We start from the raw sequence: 16,414 nt of genomic DNA, 5'->3' as shown, positions 1-16,414 counted from the left end.
CGGCCAGAATTCCATCCGGCCAAAATTCAGTCAGGAATGTCGGCTTTCGACAACTCAGAAAGGGCGCAGGCTGTTATAGCGCGCCCAACTAGCGTGAAGAGGTGACAGGCAAATGAAGATCCTTGTGCCCGTGAAGCGGGTTGTGGATGCGAACGTCAAGGTTCGCGTGAAGGCTGACGGTTCGGCGGTGGAACTCGCCAACGTCAAGATGGCGATGAACCCGTTCGACGAGATCGCGGTGGAAGAAGCAATCCGGCTGAAGGAAGCCGGCAAGGCGGAAGAGATCATCGTCGTTTCGATCGGCCCGCAGCAGGCGCAGGAAACCCTGCGCACCGCGCTCGCCATGGGCGCCGACCGCGCCATCCTGGTCAAGACCGACGAACAGACCGAGCCGCTCGGCGTCGCCAAGGTGCTGAAGGGCGTCGTCGACGCCGAGCAGCCCGGCCTCGTCATTCTCGGCAAGCAGGCTATCGACGACGACTCCAACCAGACCGGCCAGATGCTGGCGGCACTGCTTGGCTGGGCGCAGGGCACCTTCGCTTCCAAGATCGTGCTCGACGGCGACAAGGCCAAGGTGACGCGCGAGGTCGACGGCGGCCTGCAGACCGTGGAACTGAAGATGCCGGTGATCGTCACCGCCGACCTTCGCCTCAACCAGCCGCGCTATGCCTCGCTGCCCAACATCATGAAGGCCAAGAAGAAGCAGCTCGACGAGAAGAGCCCGGCCGACTACGGCGCCGACGTCAAGCCGCGGCTGAAGGTCATCAAGACCGAGGAGCCGAGTGGCCGCAAGGCAGGCGTCAAGGTCAAGAGCGTCACTGAGCTGGTCGACAAGCTGAAGAACGAAGCCGGCGTGTTGTAAGCGATCGGGAAAGGAACAGAAAAATGGCTATTCTCCTCATCGCAGAACACGACAACGCAACGCTTTCCGACCAGACCGCCAAGGCGCTGTCGGCGGCGCTGCAGATCGGCTCGGACGTGCATGTGCTGGTTGCCGGCAAGGGCGCCAAGCCGGCAGCCGACGCTGCCGCCAAGCTGAAGGGCGTGAGCAAGGTGCTGCTGGCCGAAGCCGACGAGCTTGCCGAGCGCCTGGCCGAACCGACGGCAGCGCTTATTGTGTCGCTGGCGGGCGCCTACGACACCATCATCGCGCCGGCGACGTCGTCGGGCAAGAATATCGCGCCGCGCGTGGCTGCGCTCCTCGATGTCGCGCAGGTGTCCGAGATCATCGAAGTCGTATCTCCCGACACCTTCAAGCGGCCGATCTATGCCGGCAACGCCATCCAGACGGTGCAGTCGAGCGACGCCAAGAAGGTGATCACGGTGCGCACAGCCTCGTTCCAGGCAGCCCCCGAGGGCGGCTCGGCGGCGGTCGAGACCGTCAAGGCCGCGGCCAATCCCGGCCTGTCCACCTTCGTCGAGAACAAGCTTTCCGAGACCGACCGTCCGGAGCTGACCTCGGCCAAGATCATCATCTCGGGTGGTCGTGCGCTGGGTTCGGCGGAGAAGTTCCAGGAGGTCATCCTGCCGGTCGCCGACAAGCTCGGTGCAGCCGTCGGCGCCTCCCGCGCCGCGGTCGATGCCGGCTATGCGCCGAACGACTGGCAGGTCGGCCAGACCGGCAAGGTGGTTGCCCCCGATCTTTACATCGCGGTCGGCATCTCCGGCGCCATCCAGCATCTCGCCGGCATGAAGGATTCGAAGGTCATCGTCGCCATCAACAAGGACGAGGAGGCGCCGATCTTCCAGGTTGCCGACTACGGCCTCGTCGGCGATCTCTTCGTCATCCTGCCGGAGCTGCAAAAGGCGCTTTGACGCTTTCTGCCAAAGCGTATTAAATGGTGAGGGTGGGGTAGACGAAGTCGCCCCGCCCTTTTAGTTTGCACCGCACAAAAAGCAGGCCGCAAAGGCGAAAAGCAAACCAGCAAAAGTGCGCAGCGGTTTTCCCGGAAAAGCGCGTAGCGCTTTCCCTAGGGAATTGCGGTAAAATAAAAAGGTGGAGCGCTTTCGCAGTTCAAGCGGAAGGGCTCAGGACGGGATCGGTGTAATGAGCAAGATCGAGACGATCGGCATCATCGGCGCGGGCCAGATGGGCGGCGGCATCGCCCATGTCTCCGCGCTTTCGGGCTACAAGGTGCTGATCTACGATATTTCGCCCGACCGCATCGAGAAAGGCATCGCCACAATCAGCGGCAACATGGCCCGCCAGGTGGGATCCGGCAAGCTCGACGAGAAGGTGCGCAACGACGCGATGGGCCGCATTTCGGCCGCGCCCGCGATGGCCGATCTTGCCGGCGCGGATCTGGTGATCGAAGCGGCGACCGAGGACGAGACGGTCAAGCGCAAGATCTACGCCCAGCTTTGTCCGCAGCTCAATCCCGAAGCCATCCTTGCGACCAACACCTCGTCGATCTCGATCACGCGGCTTGCCGCGCAGACCGACCGGCCGGAGCGGTTCATCGGCATACATTTCATGAACCCGGTGCCGCTGATGAAGCTGGTCGAACTGGTGCGCGGCATCGCCACCGAGGACCAGACCTTCGAGGCGGCCAAGACCTATGTGAAGCAGCTCGACAAGACGATTACGGTCTCGGAGGATTTTCCGGCCTTCATCGTCAACCGCATCCTGCTGCCGATGATCAACGAGGCGATCTACACTCTCTATGAGGGTGTCGGCTCGGTCGACGCCATCGACACCGCCATGCGGCTCGGCGCCAACCATCCGATGGGGCCGCTGCAGCTGGCCGATTTCATCGGGCTCGATACCTGCCTGTCGATCATGCAGGTGCTGCATGACGGCCTGTCGGACTCGAAGTACCGTCCTTGCCCGCTGCTGGTGAAATATGTCGAGGCCGGCTGGCTCGGCCGCAAAACCGGGCGCGGTTTTTACGATTATCGCGGCGAGCATCCCGTTCCGACGCGCTGAGCGCATCGTCGGTGCAAATCAGGGGCAAGCCTTTCGGCGGTGACAGGCTCGATCAGGAGGCCGCGGCCAGCGGCTCTGTCCGGCCATCCACGATCGGTGCGTCGGGCGCCACGGAGACACAGCCACGGCCGGCCGCCTTGGCCGCATAGCAGGCCGCATCGGCTCTCGCGATGATCTCGTCGACCTCGCCGCAATTGGCATTGATCGCAGCCAGCCCGATGCTGGCGCCGATCACGTGAGGACGGCCGTCCCAGGTGAAGTCCAGCCCGCCGATCGCATCGATGATGGAACGTGCCGCGATCTTCGCGCCGGCTGCCGAACCCGATTTCAGAATGACCGCGAATTCGTCGCCGCCGAGGCGAGCGACGATATCGTCTGGACCAAGCACGCCGCGAATAGCCTCGGCAACCCGCTTCAGCAGCGCGTCTCCCGCCGCGTGGCCGCCCGTGTCGTTGACCAGTTTGAAGTGGTCGAGATCGATGAACATGAACTGATGTCCGCTGGCTCCGACCGACTCTGTCGTGTCGCCGGTCGACTTCCTCGTGTCGGCGGTGCCGTCCTTGCGGGCCTGACCGCCCAGTTCCTCCATGGCGCGGATGAAGCTCGAGCGGTTGGCAAGGCCGGTCAGCGCATCGTGTGCCGCGGCGTGCGCCAGTTGGCGCTGCAGCGCGCGCGCATCGGTAAAGTCCTGGAAGACGATGACCAGCCCGCAGAATTCGTTCCGTTCGTTGATGATCGGCGACACGACCTGACGGATGCTGCAGCGCGTGTCGTCGCGCCGGATCAGGACGGCGCGGCTGTTCTGGTCGGCGGGCGCATGAACGCCAACCGCGGGCCGGGTCACGCCGATCCTGTGCCCCGTCTCCTCGTCGACCGCCCAGTAGACATGGCCAAGCATCTTGCCGAGAGCCTCGCCGCCGGCAATCCCGGTCAGCTTTTCGGCGACCGGGTTCATGAAGGTGACGCGGTTTGCGGCATCGGTGCAGATGACGGCATCGCCGATCGATTGCAGCGTCACCCTCAGCCGCTCCTTTTCATCGGCAAGCATTGCCGCCGACACAGTAAGGCGCTCTTCGGCCTCCTTGCGACGGGTGATGTCGGTCAGGCTGCCGATGGCTCTGATCAGCCGTCCATTTTCGTCGCGTTCGATGGCCTTGCCGCGGTCGAGTATCCACATCCAGTGGCCATCCTTGTGGCGCATCCTGAATTCGGCCTCAAAGAACGGTGTCTTGCCCTCGAGATGAGCGCGATCCGCTTCGGCGACAGTCTCGCGATCCTCGGGATGAATCATCGTCAGCCAGCTGTCGGTGTCGCCATCGAGCTCGCCATCCGCATAGCCCAGCATCTTGACCCAGGTCGAGGAATAGGTCGTGCCGCCCTTGCGCATGTCGAGGTCCCAGACGCCTTGGCCGGCACCAGCCAGAGCAAAATTCCAACGCGTTTCCGCTTCGGCAATGCGCGCCTCGGCCTGCTTGCGCGCGTCGATGTTCTCGATTTGCGAGACGAGATAGAGCGGACGGCCGCTGTTTTCATCGCGAATGACCGAGCCGGCAAGATGGGCCCAGACGGGCGTTCCGTCCTTCCTGAGATAACGCTTCTCGAAGTGGAAGGAATTGACCGTGCCCGCCTTCAGATCGTCCATCGTCTCCCGCCCGATCTGCAGATCGTCGGGATGCGTGATCTGGAAGAAAGTCAGCGCCTCGATCTCTTCGCTTGTGTAGCCAAGCATGGCGGCGAAGGCCGGATTGGTCTGGCGGATGCGACCGTCGAGACCGACAACCACGATGCCGATCGCCGAATCCTCCATGGCGCGGCGGAAGCGCAGTTCGCTCTCGGCGATCTGTTGGCGATCCCTGCTGATCCTACGGGCGGACAGGGCAGCGAGGAACAGCGCGCCCACCGCCACCGCCACCGCGATCTGCAGGCAGAGCTTCAGCGCTTCGGTGCCGAGGTCCAGGCGCGAAAGCAGGATCGAGGTCGCCAGCACGCCCAGGCCGGCGACGAGCAACGCCAACCCTGCATGCCCAAGAGATTCTCGGCTGGTCAATCCTCGCCACATCACGATACGTGCCACCCCCGTGCGCAAACGCATGTTCTCGCATCAACCTTGGCGGATCGATTTTAAGGAAAGGTTGCGTCCGGCCTGCCGGCGTGGTCGCTAACCGGCAAACAATTGCCGGCATGATTAAGGATCGGTGCACGGGTCCGCGATCGTTACGAAACGCTACCAGCGTATGAAAAACCGTCCGCCGAGCGCACCGAGCAATGCGAGCGCTGCGATCGCTATCGTGTACCAGGGGGCGACGAAAAGCGGCGAGTCGTCGAAGCAGTGCGCGGCATAGAAGGTTGCCGCCAGCCCGCCGGCGAGCAGGCCCGCCACCGCACCGGCAAGCACCGGCCGTGTCGGCGCGCCATAGCGCAGCATCCACAGGAAGATGGCAAGCGGGCCAATACCGATCAGCGGGATGAAGCCCATGCAGAGCATCATGTTGTTGCCGACCATCCGTGTACCCCACAGCGCCTCCGGCACCATGAAAAGCTCCAGAAGCACCGCCACGGCTACCAGCACTGGCGCCGCGGCCATCCAGGCCATTGCCCGGCCCGTCGAGGCGCCCGGCGTCGACAAGGCACGGATCAGGGCGAAGGCGCTGACGGCCAGCACGATGGTGAAGACGAATTTGGAGAGGAAGCGCATCGTGTGCGCGGCCGCCATGAAGTCTGGGCGCGGGCCAATGGTCAGCAGGAAAACGATGGCCGCGATCACCGCCCCCGCACCGGCGGCCAGCCACCAGGCCGATTGCAGCGGCATCGCCTTGCTGCTTGCATCGGCGTCCAGCGCCTTGATGAGATCGTCCGTCCTCATGTCATTCCCGCCCGAACCGCCCCTACCCGAATCGCTTGGCTATCGCGGCAAGTCCGCGATGCAGCGACACACGCACCGCCGTCTCGCTGATGCCGAACTTCGCCGCCGTCTCACCGATGGACCGCCCTTCCACCGACACGGCCGAGACCACGGCGCGCTGTGCCGGCGACAGGCTGTGCAATGCCCGGTTGATGTCTCGCTCGCTGACGGTCTCGGTTTCCGGCTCGGCGAACGTCTCGGCGATATCGTCGATGTCGATCTCGATGCGCCGTCCGCGCCGCCGGAACGCATCGATCAGCTTGAAGCGGGCGATCGCGTAGATCCACGGCAACACCGGCGCATCCTGGCGCCAGGTATGTCGTTTCACATGAATGGCCAGCAAGGTTTCCTGCACGACATCCTCGGGATCGACCCCGCCCAGCACGATCTTGCGCCTGGCAAAACCGCGAACCAGCGCGGCAATCCGGTGCAGAAAGTCGGCGTAAGCCCTTTCATCTCCCGCGATGGCGGCCCGCATCAGCCGGGAAAGTTCGGCCTCGTCCTTGCCGCTCACAAGAGTTCACTCCCCCGAATTTCGCGTCTCGGCGCTGATTTGTTACGTGGCCGGCGAAATAATGTCCAAGCCAAACTGCCGGCAAATCACGAAAGTTTGCTGCACACTGCGCGCCGATCGCCAGTGCGATATTGCCCCGCGCTCTTGTTCTTGAACTCAAGGCTTGGCGCCGAACATGGCATCCCGGAAAGACCTGAAGCCCTTTCGAACGGTCAGCTTCATTCGTCTGCGACGGTACTTGTTTCTCAGGCGGCCCAAGATGTGGAGATGTGTCTCATCGATATCCGGAGTGGATAGGGGATCGTTAGCATATGGCAGCTGTGCCAAGGCATCTGCATGCATGTTGGCGTAAGGCAACGAATCATATCTGTCGAAGGGTGTGGGAGGGTCGTTCAATACAGTGGGATTGGTGTTGATCTCGAAAACCTGGATGCGACCATCGACAATGGTGTAGTCGATCCTGCCATATGAGATCCCCGCCTTCTCGAAAATCGGCATCAGCTCTACCGCATGCGGATTGTCGCGCACAAAGGCGGTATGCTCGACCCGATGTTGCCCCGACATACCGCCTCCCTGTACCTTTATGAACCACTCCTTGCTGGCGAAGCAGTGTTGCGCATAACTGCGCTCGCCGATCCGATATGCCGAGTATTTTCGGTAGCTGCCATCGGCACCAGCCTTTGCTCCAAACTCCACCACCATGGGGCGAACAAAATTCATCGTACCCAGGTTCGAGAGCGCCTCGCCGAGTTCCGCCGGCGATTGCAACAGCGGCGGCACTTTATAAGCGGCGCCCGTCTCGTCACGCAGAAAGACAGGAAAACGCATTCCCGCCGGCAGAATTTCGGGTCTGTATACATTGAAATCATTGATGCCGTCCGCGAACAGCATACGCAATAGATCGAAACGCTGAAGGCTTTTTCGCGGATGGTTGAGTTGAAACAGATCAGGCTGCTGCGACTTCATTCGCTGGCTGAGATTGGAGCATGCTTCAATCTCTGCTTCGCTCAGTCGGTCCAAATCCGTCCAAAGAACGGTGCCTCTGGAAATCTCAAGCAGATGCGCCCGTTCGTCATAGGGGACAAAGCGCACAGAATCCTGCAAATCAGTTCGAAAATAGAGTAGCAGGCTTGCCAGGGTATAGGCATGCAAGCGATGGCAAACATAGAAGATCATGAGACAACCCGCCCCTACTCATGCACCCATCAACAGCTGGTATCAGAAAATTATCGATTCGATATCGCAATTACGAGCGGCCTTTCGACGATGAAGATGATCGTATTTCAACAACTTGTGGCAGACGACGTTCCGGGCATGGCCGCGATGGAGGCCGCAGCCTGGGGACGACTCGGTGCCAGCGAAAAAACAATTCACCACCGGCTTTCGCTCGGGCATACAATGATCCTGGCCATGGTTGAGAACCTTGTTGCAGGCGCGATCTGCTTCGTGGAAACCAGCCAAGATCCGCACGATACGGGAAGGTTCCCCAAGACCTTCTCCGCCTACTCTTCGCTTGTCAGGAGCCAACCTGCACGGTCACTCTACGTTTACAATCTTGGTGTGCGACCCGAATTCCGCGGCACCGACATGGCACGCCGCCTGTTGTCGCAAATGTCTGACTATGGCCGGCAGGTCGGTGCGCGTTGGTTGGTCGGCGACGGACGTTGCCCGTCCTACGCGGGAGCACAGGACGAGTTGCCCGACAAGGTTCGGCCGGATCCGGAATTTCGTCGGACCATCGACGATTGGCACCGGACCGGTGTCATGCCTTCGGTGGAATCAATAACGAGGGATCCGCTACTGCGGTTCTATAACCGTGTTCTCCGGTGCGAATTTCTACATCTCGCGTCCGATTTTCTACCTGAAGACATGAGTTCCGGCGGATTTCGCGTTATCTTTGCTGTCGATCTTGCCCGATGACAGATCAAGCTGATCTATTTGACCCCATTGCCCATGGCAGCGATGCGTTTCCCGAATTCGCCCGTCGTCGGAGTTCAGGAGGCGCCAGTTGGGGCAAACCTCCTTATCCCGAGGTCGGTGAAGCCTTCTACGTGTTCAGCCATGCGCTTGTTTCCCAGGCCTTGAAACACCCGCTGTTGCTGCAGGCACCGCCGGGCGCCTATCAGGAGGTCAGGCAAAAGATCAGCGCCAATCCGGCCCTGGACCTGTTGACCCGTTCCATGCTGCTGTCCGACCCGCCGCGGCACATGCGCCTGCGCCGCCCATTGGCTGGTTCGCTAAGCTTTTCCTCCAGCAATGGGCTGTTCGACCGGCTTGCGGCCAAAGCGTCGGAACTTACGCAGGCAGCTGTACAAAAACCGGAGTTCGACGCGGTTCGTGATATAGGCCTGCCGCTATCGTTTTCAGGCCTGGAACAGATCCTTGGTATCGACATGGACGATCCCTGGCGGATTGGCGCCGACGCACAGCTTATGGCCAACGCCCTGGAAATAAGGGCCGGAGGCGTAGACGAAGACGCAAACGATGCCTGCCGCCGGTTGGAGGCATGGGTATCCAGCGTGATAGAACACGGTGCTGTGCGCCCAAACGGTATTTCAGCTCAGATGCTTGCCGAAGTCGAGGCTGGCCGCTGGCTGAAAGACGATGCCATTGCAAACATCGTATTCCTGCTCTTTGCCGGGCAGGCGACAGTCGTCGATACCTTCGGCAATGCGCTGGTCGCGCTTGCACGCTTCCCTGAACAGCTTTCGCTGCTTGCAGATGGGAAAGTCAGTTGGTTTTCAGCAGCCGAAGAGCTGCTCCGTTTTTGCGCTCCGGTTCACTATGCCGGAGCGCGTATCGCCGCGGAAGATTTGCAGTTTGGTGGCGCAACCATAAAAGCCGGGCAGGCCGTTGTACCCGTGCTGGCGAGCGCCAATCGAGACATTTCTGTTTTTCCGGCGGGCGACCGGTTGGATTTGGGTTCCGGCATTTCGTCGGCCCTTGCCTTTGGCACCGGACTGCATGCCTGTCTGGGTCAACACGTCGCCCGGTTAGAAATGGCTGTACTGCTGGAGGCCTTGTTCACGCAGGCCAAAGGCTGGTGCTTGGATCTTCCCAGGGTCGTCAGGCGGCATTCGGTGCTTTTCCACGGTTTGCAAGCCGCCCCATTCATCCGGTCGGCCGATCAAACATCGGGTTGAATTCGGCACGCCATTCGCGTCACTTCATCACTTGGAATTGTGAGCCCGACATCAAGCGTTTGTGCTTCAGCGGCCGATTGAAGCAGATCACCAATGTTGACTAAGGCTATCAGGTATCGGTAGGTGAGCCGGTGCCAACCGAACTTTAGGACAATGACATGAAATACGCTCTTTCCACCCTCGCCAGCGCCACCGCGCTGGCAATCTTGCTGATCGCCAGCCCGTCGATGGCCGAGGATGCCGGCATCATTGTCTACAACGCCCAGCACGAAAGCCTGACCAAGGCGTGGGCCGAAGGCTTCACCAAGGAAACCGGCATCAAGGTCACCGTGCGCAATGGCGGCGACAGCGACTTCTCCAACCAGATCGTCGCTGAGGGTACTGCTTCGCCGGCCGACGTGTTCCTGACGGAAAACTCGCCGGCCATGGTGCTGGTCGAGACGGCCGGCCTGTTCGCGCCGGTCGACGCCGACACGTTGGCACAGGTTCCCCAGGACTATCAGCCGGCCAGCGGCAAATGGGTCGGCGTCGCAGCGCGCAGCACGGTCTTTGCCTATAACAAGACCAAGCTGACCGCCGACCAGTTGCCCAAGTCGATGCTTGACCTCGCCGATCCGAGCTGGAAGGGCCGTTGGGCCGCCTCCCCGTCGGGCGCCGATTTTCAGGCCATCGTCAGCGCCCTGCTCCAGCTCAAGGGCGAAGCCGCTACCGCCGACTGGCTGAAGGCGATGAAAACCAACTTCACCGCCTACAAGGGCAACAGCACGGTGATGAAGGCGGTCAATGCCGGCGAGATCGAAGGCGGCATCATCTATCACTATTACTACTTCGGCGATCAGGCCAAGACCGGCGAAAACAGCGGGAATGTCGAGCTGCACTATTTCAAGAACCAGGATCCGGGCGCCTTCGTCTCGATCTCCGGCGGCGGCGTGCTGGCTTCGAGCAAGCATCCCAAGGAAGCCCAAGCCTTCCTGAAATGGCTGACCGGCAAGGGCGGCCAGGACGTGCTGAAGACCGGCGATTCCTTCGAATACGCGGTCGGCAAGGGTGCCGAGTCCAACCCGAAGCTGGTGCCGCTCGCCGATCTGCAGGCGCCGAAGGTCGACGCCACGACGCTGAACTCCAAGAAGGTCACCGACCTGATGACGGCAGCCGGCTTGCTTTAGTTGCCGTTCGTCCTAAAAGGACACCCGACCACGCTCCCGCGGGAATTCGCCTTCCGCGGGAGTGATTTTGTTTTTCGAGATGGCATTCGTCGATGACGACACGCTGTGTTCCCGACCGTGATCGCGGTCCTTCAATTGCTGCCGCTGGACGGCAGCGGCACGGCGTCTGACCTGATGCAGTCCGCGGTTGATCTCGCGCGCTCGGGCCTGCCTTCGGGCACAGGCCGAAGGGCCCGGCGACGCGCACCGCTTTGGCTGGTCCTCGCCGCCATCTTCGTTGCGCTGCTGGCGCTGGTGCCGCTCGCCTTCATCATCTGGATCGCGGTGCAGACCGGCTGGGAAACCGTCTCGGCGCTGGTCTTCCGGCCGCGTGTCGGCGAGCTTCTGGTCAACACTGTCCTGCTGGTCGCGCTCTCCGTGCCGATCACCATCGTGCTGTCGGTTGCGCTGGCCTGGTTGACCGAGCGCAGCGACCTGCCGGGCGCCCGGCTCTGGGCCTGGCTATGCGTGGCGCCGCTCGCCATCCCGGCTTTCGTGCACAGCTATGCCTGGATCACCATGGTGCCGGGACTGCACGGCCTGTGGGCCGGCGTGCTGGTTTCCGTGATCGCCTATTTCCCGTTCCTGTATCTGCCGGTGTCGGCGGCATTGCGCCGTCTCGATCCCGCCCTCGAGGACGCCGCCGCCGCACTCGGCCTTGGGCCCCGGCGCGTGTTCTGGCGGGTCGTGCTGCCGCAATTGCGGCTCGCCATCTGCGGCGGCTCGCTGCTGGTCGGCCTGCATCTGCTGGCCGAGTACGGCCTCTATGTCTTCATCCGCTTCGACACCTTCACCACGGCGATCGTCGACCAGTTCCAGTCGACCTTCAACGGACCGGCCGCCAACATGCTGGCCGGCGTGCTGGTCAGTTGCTGCTTCGTGCTGCTCGGCCTCGAAGTGCTGGTGCGCGGTGAGGAGCGCTATGCCCGCGTCGGCTCAGGTGCGGCGCGCCATCAGCAACGCACGAGCCTCGGACGCGCCACCATCCCTAGCCTGCTCTTGCTTGTCGTCACCACGCTTTTGGCGCTCGGCGTGCCGTTCGTCACCATCGGCGGCTGGCTTGCCGCCGGCGGCGCCGCTGTCTGGCGCCTGAACGAGATCGGCCTGGCGCTTGGCCAGACGCTGTTCCTGGCGCTCGCCGGCGCCTTGCTGGCCACGGTCGCCGCCATGCCGATGGCCTGGATCTCGATCCGCGCGCCGGGGCCGTTGCAGCGCCTGCTGGAGGGCTGCAACTACATTGTCGGCTCGTTGCCGGGGGTTGTCATTGCACTGGCGCTGGTCACCATCACGGTGCGCATCGCGCTGCCGCTCTACCAGACCCTGTTCACCATCCTGGTGGCCTATGCGCTGATGTTCCTGCCGCGCGCGCTGGTCAGCCTGCGGGCGTCGATCGCGCAGGCGCCGGTCGAACTCGAACGCGCCGCTTCCAGCCTCGGCCGGCCGCCGCTGCAGGCGTTGTGGTCGACGACGATCCGCCTATCGGCGCCTGGTGCCGCGGCCGGCATGGCGCTGGTGGCGCTCGGCATCATGAACGAACTGACCGCCACCCAAATGCTGGCGCCCAACGGTACCCGCACGCTGGCGATGGCGTTCTGGTCCTACAGCGGTGAGATTGATTATGCCTCCGCGGCACCTTACGCCTTCATCATGGTGGCGATGTCGCTGCCCTTGACCTGGCTGCTCTATGTCCAGTCGAAACGGATGGCCGGACGATGAGCTTTCTCGAAATCAGCGGCCTGCACAAGCAGTACGGCCCGGTGTCGGCCCTTGCCGGCGTCGACATGAACGTCGCCAGCGGCAGCCGCACGGCGATTGTCGGTCCTTCCGGCTGCGGCAAGACGACCCTGCTGCGGCTGATTGCCGGCTTCGAGGCGCCGGACCAGGGGCACATCACGCTCGACGGTACGATATTGGCCAATGGCGGCGCTGCGGTGCCGGCATATCGGCGAGGCATCGGCGTGGTGGCGCAGGATGGTGCCCTGTTTCCGCATCTGACCATTGGCGACAATATCGGTTTCGGCATGGGCCGCGGCGAGGACAAGCGCGCTGAGCGCATCGTCGAGCTCGCCTATATAGTCGGGCTCGACAAGGCGATCCTCAAACGTCGCCCGCACGAGCTTTCCGGCGGCCAGCAGCAGCGTGTGGCACTGGCCCGCGCCATGGCGATGAAGCCTCGGCTGATGCTGCTCGACGAGCCGTTCTCGGCGCTCGATACCGGCCTGCGCGCCTCAATGCGCAAGGCGGTGGCCGAGCTGCTGGAGGCCGCCGGCATCACCACCATCCTGGTGACGCACGACCAGGCCGAGGCGCTGTCCTTTGCCAGCCAGGTCGCGGTGATGCGCGACGGCAAGTTCTCGCAAATCGGCACGCCGCGCGAGCTCTATCTCAAGCCGAAGGACAGGATGATCGCCGAATTCCTGGGCGACGCCATCATCCTGCCGGCCAAGATATCGAATGGCTTCGCCAACTCGCCGCTCGGCCGCATCGCGGTGGACACCAATGACAGCCGCGATATCGCCCGCATCATGCTTCGCCCGGAGCAGATCGCGCTGAAGAGAACGTCGCGCGAGGGCATGTCCGGCACCTCGGACATGCTGTTCGGCGAAGTGACGGAATCGGAATTCGCCGGCTCGATGTGCACGGTCGCGGTGCGGCTCTTGAACAATGCCGATCCGCCCGATGCGGCAGCGATCGGCAACACGCCGCTGGTCCTGCGCAAACCGGGCATGGACGCGCCGGCGGTCGGCGAGATCGTCCGACTGACCGTATCGGGAAAGGCGCATGTCTTCGCCTGAACGCCGTATGCGGTTAACCGACGCGCTTTCCTGCCTGATCGAACCAGTGCAGCTTTTCTGCCTTGGCAACCACGCGCAATTGGTTGCCAACCGTGGCGGTGGCGCGACCCGCGACACGCACGACGATGCGGTTGCCGCCTGCCGCACAGTGAAGGAAACTTTCGGCGCCTACCGGTTCGACTGCCTCGACCAGCGCCGGCAGGACGAGCGCGCCGGACGGCGCCTCCGCATTGAAGGTGACGTCGGCATCCTCGGGCCGAAAACCGAGGGTCGCAGCTCTTGCCTCCCGAGGCGCGAAAGCGATCGCCGTGCCGTCTGCGAGCACCGCGCCCGAGGCGCCTTCGGTCAGTGCCAGGAGATTCATCGGCGGCGCGCCGATGAAGGAAGCGACGAAGGTCGAGGCCGGTCTTTCGTAGACGTCGAGCGGCGCCCCCATTTGCTCGACCAGTCCGGCATTCATGACGACGAGAATGTCGGCCAACGTCATCGCCTCGAGCTGGTCATGCGTGACATAGACCGACGTGACGCCAAGCGAGCGTTGCAGGTTCTTTATCTCGACCCGCATCTGGCCACGCAATTTGGCATCGAGATTGGAGAGCGGCTCGTCGAACAGGAAAACCCTCGGGTTGCGCACAATGGCACGACCCATGGCGACACGCTGGCGCTGGCCGCCGGAAAGCTCCCGCGGGCGGCGGTCGAGCAGCGCCGAAAGTTCCAGTATTTTCGCCGTCGCGCGAACCCGGCTGTCGATCTCGTCCTTCGGCGTGCCGCGGTTGCGCAGCCCATAGGCCATATTGTCGTAGACTTTCATATGCGGATAGAGCGCATAGTTCTGGAACACCATGGCGATGTCACGCTCGGTCGGACCGACTGAGTTTACGATCTTGCCATCGATCGCAACTGTTCCCGAGGAGATGGTTTCGAGCCCGGCGATCATTCTGAGCAGCGTGGACTTGCCGCAGCCCGATGGGCCGACCAGCACGCAAAGCTCCTTGTCGGGAACTGCGATTGAAACGCCCTTCACGGCCTCGAAACCGCTGGGGTAGACCTTCTTCACATCCTTCAGATCGACGGTCGCCATCAGCTTCTCACTTTTCGGAATCGACCAGGCCGCGAACGAACCAGCGTTGCATCAGCACCACGACCAGGATCGGCGGCACGATGGCCAGCATCGCTGTGACCATGACCAGGTTCCATTGCGTATCGGCATCGGCGAAGGAGACCATCTTTCTGAGCGCGATGACGATCGTGTTCATGTTGCTGCTGTTGGTGACGAGCAGCGGCCACAGATACTGCGTCCAGCCATAAATGAAGAGGATGACGAACAGCGCCGCGATGTTTGTCCGCGACAGCGGCAACAGGATATCGAAGAAAAAGCGCCACGGCCCCGCACCGTCGACACGCGCCGCCTCCACCAGCTCACCTGGAATGGTCATGAAAAACTGTCGAAACAGCAATGTGGCGGTGGCCGAGGCGATCAGCGGGATGATCAAGCCGGCATAGGTGTCGATCATGCCGAGATCGACCATCACCTTGTAGGTCGGCAGGATGCGCACCTCAACGGGAAGCATCAGGGTGATGAAGATCAGCCAGAAGAAGACCATCCGCAGCGGAAAACGGAAGAACACGATCGCATAGGCCGACAGGATCGAGATGAAAATCTTCCCCACCGCGATGCCGAGCGCCATGACCGTGGTGTTGAGCAGCAATCGACCGACGCTGACGCCGCCGATGCGACCGACACCGCCGAACAGCGCTTCGGCGTAATTGTTCCAGAACTGATAGCCGGGCAGGAGCGGCAACGGCGGCCTGAGGATCGTTTGCAGCGTCTGCGTCGAGGCAACGAATGTGTAGTAGATCGGGAAGGCGACGATCAGTATGCCGAGGATCAGCACGACGTGGGCGATGACGGTGCGGAGCGGTGACTGGCCGATCATCGCTCGCCCTCAGCCGTAATGGACTTTGCGTTCCACGTAGCGGAACTGGATGGCCGTGAGCGAGATGACGATGACCATCAGGATGACCGACTGCGCCGCCGAGTCACCGAGGATCAGATTGACGAAGCCGTCATTGTAGACCTTGTAGACCAGCGTCTCAGTCGTCTTGCCCGGACCACCCCCGGTGACGGCATGGACGATGCCGAAGGTGTCGAACAGGGCATAGACGGTGTTGACGACCAGCAGGAAGAAGGTCGTCGGCGCAAGCAGCGGGAAGACGATGGTCCAGAATCGCTTGGTCTCGCCGGCGCCGTCCATGGCCGCCGCCTCGATCAAGGCTTTCGGCACCGCCTGCAGGCCGGCGACGAAGAACAGGAAATTGTAGCTGATCTGCTTCCAGGCAGCGGCGGACACCAGCAGGATCATGGCGTGGGTGCCGTTGAGCAGTGGATCCCAGGCGATGCCGAAACTCCTCAGCATGTAGGCCAGCGACCCGATCGACGGGTTGAAGAGGAACAGCCACAACATACCGGCGATCGCCGGCGCCACCGCGTAGGGCCAGATCAAGAGCGTGCGGTAGAGACCTTTGCCGCGCACCACCTTCTCTGCCATGACCGCGAGCAGGAGCGCCACGCACATGGCGACGATAGCGGTCGCAAGGGAAAACACCACCGTGACCTTGATCGAGTTCAGGTAGGCCGGATCGGCAAGCACTTTCCTGAAATTGGCGAACCAGACGAACTTGGTCCTCAGTCCGAACGGGTCCTGCCTGAGCATGGATTGGTAGAACGCCTGACCGGCCGGCCAGTAGAAAAAAACGAGCGTGATGGCCAGTTGCGGCGCCACCAGCAGGTAGGGAAGGATCTTGTTGGGAAACACGACGCGAGGGGTCATGGAGCCACTCCGAGGTGATGAGGCGGGCGGCACGATGCGGCACCCCTCTTCGCCAAGATGGCTTTGAAGAGCGTTTCGGCGTTGGCATCATCGACCAT

15 protein-coding genes are annotated in these 16,414 nt (G+C 62.3%); 8 read left to right on the top strand and 7 right to left on the bottom strand.

Features of this window, described 5'->3' with window-relative positions:
• The first annotated feature begins 112 nt into the window (after nucleotides 1–112).
• The 3 genes from NKI66_RS23970 to NKI66_RS23960 all read left to right on the top strand — a co-directional run bounded on the left by NKI66_RS23970 (nucleotide 113) and on the right by NKI66_RS23960 (nucleotide 2,926).
• Nucleotides 113–862 (top strand): electron transfer flavoprotein subunit beta/FixA family protein, encoded by a 750-nt coding sequence (locus NKI66_RS23970; protein WP_352753218.1) that lies wholly within the window; start codon nucleotides 113–115, stop codon nucleotides 860–862.
• A gap of 23 nt (nucleotides 863–885) precedes the next feature.
• On the top strand, nucleotides 886–1,815 hold the full coding sequence (locus NKI66_RS23965; protein WP_352753216.1) for an electron transfer flavoprotein subunit alpha/FixB family protein: 930 nt from the start codon (nucleotides 886–888) through the stop codon (nucleotides 1,813–1,815).
• Between the two features lie 232 nt (nucleotides 1,816–2,047).
• A complete protein-coding gene (locus NKI66_RS23960; RefSeq protein ID WP_013529423.1) occupies nucleotides 2,048–2,926 on the top strand; it encodes a 3-hydroxybutyryl-CoA dehydrogenase in 879 nt (292 codons plus the stop codon).
• A gap of 52 nt (nucleotides 2,927–2,978) precedes the next feature.
• Here the strand turns inward: NKI66_RS23960 and NKI66_RS23955 are convergent, their stop codons facing one another.
• The 4 genes from NKI66_RS23955 to NKI66_RS23940 form a co-directional block, all read right to left on the bottom strand.
• The gene (locus NKI66_RS23955; RefSeq protein WP_352753213.1) at nucleotides 2,979–4,940 is read right to left on the bottom strand and encodes a PAS domain S-box protein; all 1,962 of its coding nucleotides are present in this window, start codon (nucleotides 4,938–4,940) and stop codon (nucleotides 2,979–2,981) included.
• A 210-nt stretch (nucleotides 4,941–5,150) separates the two neighbouring features.
• On the bottom strand, nucleotides 5,151–5,789 hold the full coding sequence (locus tag NKI66_RS23950) for an NrsF family protein (protein WP_352753211.1): 639 nt from the start codon (nucleotides 5,787–5,789) through the stop codon (nucleotides 5,151–5,153).
• A 22-nt stretch (nucleotides 5,790–5,811) separates the two neighbouring features.
• Nucleotides 5,812–6,342, bottom strand: a complete 531-nt coding sequence (locus NKI66_RS23945) for a sigma-70 family RNA polymerase sigma factor (RefSeq protein ID WP_128304640.1) — start codon at nucleotides 6,340–6,342, stop codon at nucleotides 5,812–5,814.
• Between the two features lie 156 nt (nucleotides 6,343–6,498).
• Nucleotides 6,499–7,518, bottom strand: coding sequence for a hypothetical protein (locus NKI66_RS23940; protein ID WP_352753209.1), 1,020 nt, complete (start codon nucleotides 7,516–7,518; stop codon nucleotides 6,499–6,501).
• Between NKI66_RS23940 and NKI66_RS23935 the strand changes: the two genes are divergently transcribed.
• From NKI66_RS23935 to NKI66_RS23915, 5 genes are all read left to right on the top strand, one after another.
• Nucleotides 7,489–8,262 (top strand): GNAT family N-acetyltransferase, encoded by a 774-nt coding sequence (locus NKI66_RS23935; protein WP_196815322.1) that lies wholly within the window; start codon nucleotides 7,489–7,491, stop codon nucleotides 8,260–8,262. The genes NKI66_RS23940 and NKI66_RS23935 overlap by 30 nt on opposite strands.
• Complete coding sequence (locus tag NKI66_RS23930) at nucleotides 8,259–9,485, top strand: cytochrome P450 (RefSeq protein WP_128304641.1); 1,227 nt, start codon at nucleotides 8,259–8,261, stop codon at nucleotides 9,483–9,485. Before NKI66_RS23935 ends, NKI66_RS23930 begins: the two co-directional genes overlap by 4 nt.
• Before the next feature lie 158 nt (nucleotides 9,486–9,643).
• A complete protein-coding gene (locus tag NKI66_RS23925; protein WP_352753207.1) occupies nucleotides 9,644–10,651 on the top strand; it encodes an iron ABC transporter substrate-binding protein in 1,008 nt (335 codons plus the stop codon).
• 174 nt (nucleotides 10,652–10,825) lie between these two features.
• A complete protein-coding gene (locus NKI66_RS23920; RefSeq protein WP_352723327.1) occupies nucleotides 10,826–12,406 on the top strand; it encodes an ABC transporter permease in 1,581 nt (526 codons plus the stop codon).
• Nucleotides 12,403–13,485 carry an ABC transporter ATP-binding protein gene (locus NKI66_RS23915; RefSeq protein WP_023811121.1) on the top strand — a complete coding sequence of 361 codons (1,083 nt, stop codon included), beginning with the start codon at nucleotides 12,403–12,405 and terminating at the stop codon, nucleotides 13,483–13,485. The genes NKI66_RS23920 and NKI66_RS23915 overlap by 4 nt, the downstream gene beginning before the upstream one ends.
• A 13-nt stretch (nucleotides 13,486–13,498) precedes the next feature.
• Here the strand turns inward: NKI66_RS23915 and NKI66_RS23910 are convergent, their stop codons facing one another.
• Genes NKI66_RS23910 through ugpA form a run of 3 tightly spaced genes read right to left on the bottom strand, consistent with a single transcriptional unit; the run spans nucleotide 13,499 to nucleotide 16,316 of the window.
• Nucleotides 13,499–14,566: a sn-glycerol-3-phosphate import ATP-binding protein UgpC gene (locus NKI66_RS23910; RefSeq protein WP_023811120.1), complete on the bottom strand. Its 1,068-nt coding sequence runs from the start codon at nucleotides 14,564–14,566 to the stop codon at nucleotides 13,499–13,501.
• A 7-nt stretch (nucleotides 14,567–14,573) separates the two neighbouring features.
• Nucleotides 14,574–15,422: a sn-glycerol-3-phosphate ABC transporter permease UgpE gene (ugpE, locus tag NKI66_RS23905; protein ID WP_352723320.1), complete on the bottom strand. Its 849-nt coding sequence runs from the start codon at nucleotides 15,420–15,422 to the stop codon at nucleotides 14,574–14,576.
• A gap of 9 nt (nucleotides 15,423–15,431) precedes the next feature.
• On the bottom strand, nucleotides 15,432–16,316 hold the full coding sequence (ugpA, locus tag NKI66_RS23900; protein WP_023811118.1) for a sn-glycerol-3-phosphate ABC transporter permease UgpA: 885 nt from the start codon (nucleotides 16,314–16,316) through the stop codon (nucleotides 15,432–15,434).
• Nucleotides 16,317–16,414: the final 98 nt, after the last annotated feature.

The sequence above is a fragment of the Mesorhizobium sp. M0518 genome, assembly GCF_040321125.1.
Taxonomy (GTDB): Bacteria; Pseudomonadota; Alphaproteobacteria; order Rhizobiales; family Rhizobiaceae; genus Mesorhizobium.
Note: the sequence above shows the minus strand (reverse complement) of the source record. Positions and strands in the feature narration are given on the sequence as shown.

What these genes read in the sequence shown, in the direction of transcription:
- NKI66_RS23970 (WP_352753218.1), top strand. Translation starts at nt 113, where the DNA reads ATGAAGATCCTTGTGCCCGTGAAGCGGGTTGTGGATGCGAACGTCAAG.
- NKI66_RS23965 (WP_352753216.1), top strand. Translation starts at nt 886, where the DNA reads ATGGCTATTCTCCTCATCGCAGAACACGACAACGCAACGCTTTCCGAC.
- NKI66_RS23960 (WP_013529423.1), top strand. Translation starts at nt 2,048, where the DNA reads ATGAGCAAGATCGAGACGATCGGCATCATCGGCGCGGGCCAGATGGGC.
- NKI66_RS23950 (WP_352753211.1), bottom strand. Translation starts at nt 5,789, where the DNA reads ATGAGGACGGACGATCTCATCAAGGCGCTGGACGCCGATGCAAGCAGC.
- NKI66_RS23935 (WP_196815322.1), top strand. Translation starts at nt 7,489, where the DNA reads ATGCAAGCGATGGCAAACATAGAAGATCATGAGACAACCCGCCCCTAC.
- NKI66_RS23940 (WP_352753209.1), bottom strand. Translation starts at nt 7,518, where the DNA reads ATGATCTTCTATGTTTGCCATCGCTTGCATGCCTATACCCTGGCAAGC.
- NKI66_RS23930 (WP_128304641.1), top strand. Translation starts at nt 8,259, where the DNA reads ATGACAGATCAAGCTGATCTATTTGACCCCATTGCCCATGGCAGCGAT.
- NKI66_RS23925 (WP_352753207.1), top strand. Translation starts at nt 9,644, where the DNA reads ATGAAATACGCTCTTTCCACCCTCGCCAGCGCCACCGCGCTGGCAATC.
- NKI66_RS23920 (WP_352723327.1), top strand. Translation starts at nt 10,826, where the DNA reads ATGCAGTCCGCGGTTGATCTCGCGCGCTCGGGCCTGCCTTCGGGCACA.
- NKI66_RS23915 (WP_023811121.1), top strand. Translation starts at nt 12,403, where the DNA reads ATGAGCTTTCTCGAAATCAGCGGCCTGCACAAGCAGTACGGCCCGGTG.
- NKI66_RS23910 (WP_023811120.1), bottom strand. Translation starts at nt 14,566, where the DNA reads ATGGCGACCGTCGATCTGAAGGATGTGAAGAAGGTCTACCCCAGCGGT.
- ugpE (WP_352723320.1), bottom strand. Translation starts at nt 15,422, where the DNA reads ATGATCGGCCAGTCACCGCTCCGCACCGTCATCGCCCACGTCGTGCTG.
- ugpA (WP_023811118.1), bottom strand. Translation starts at nt 16,316, where the DNA reads ATGACCCCTCGCGTCGTGTTTCCCAACAAGATCCTTCCCTACCTGCTG.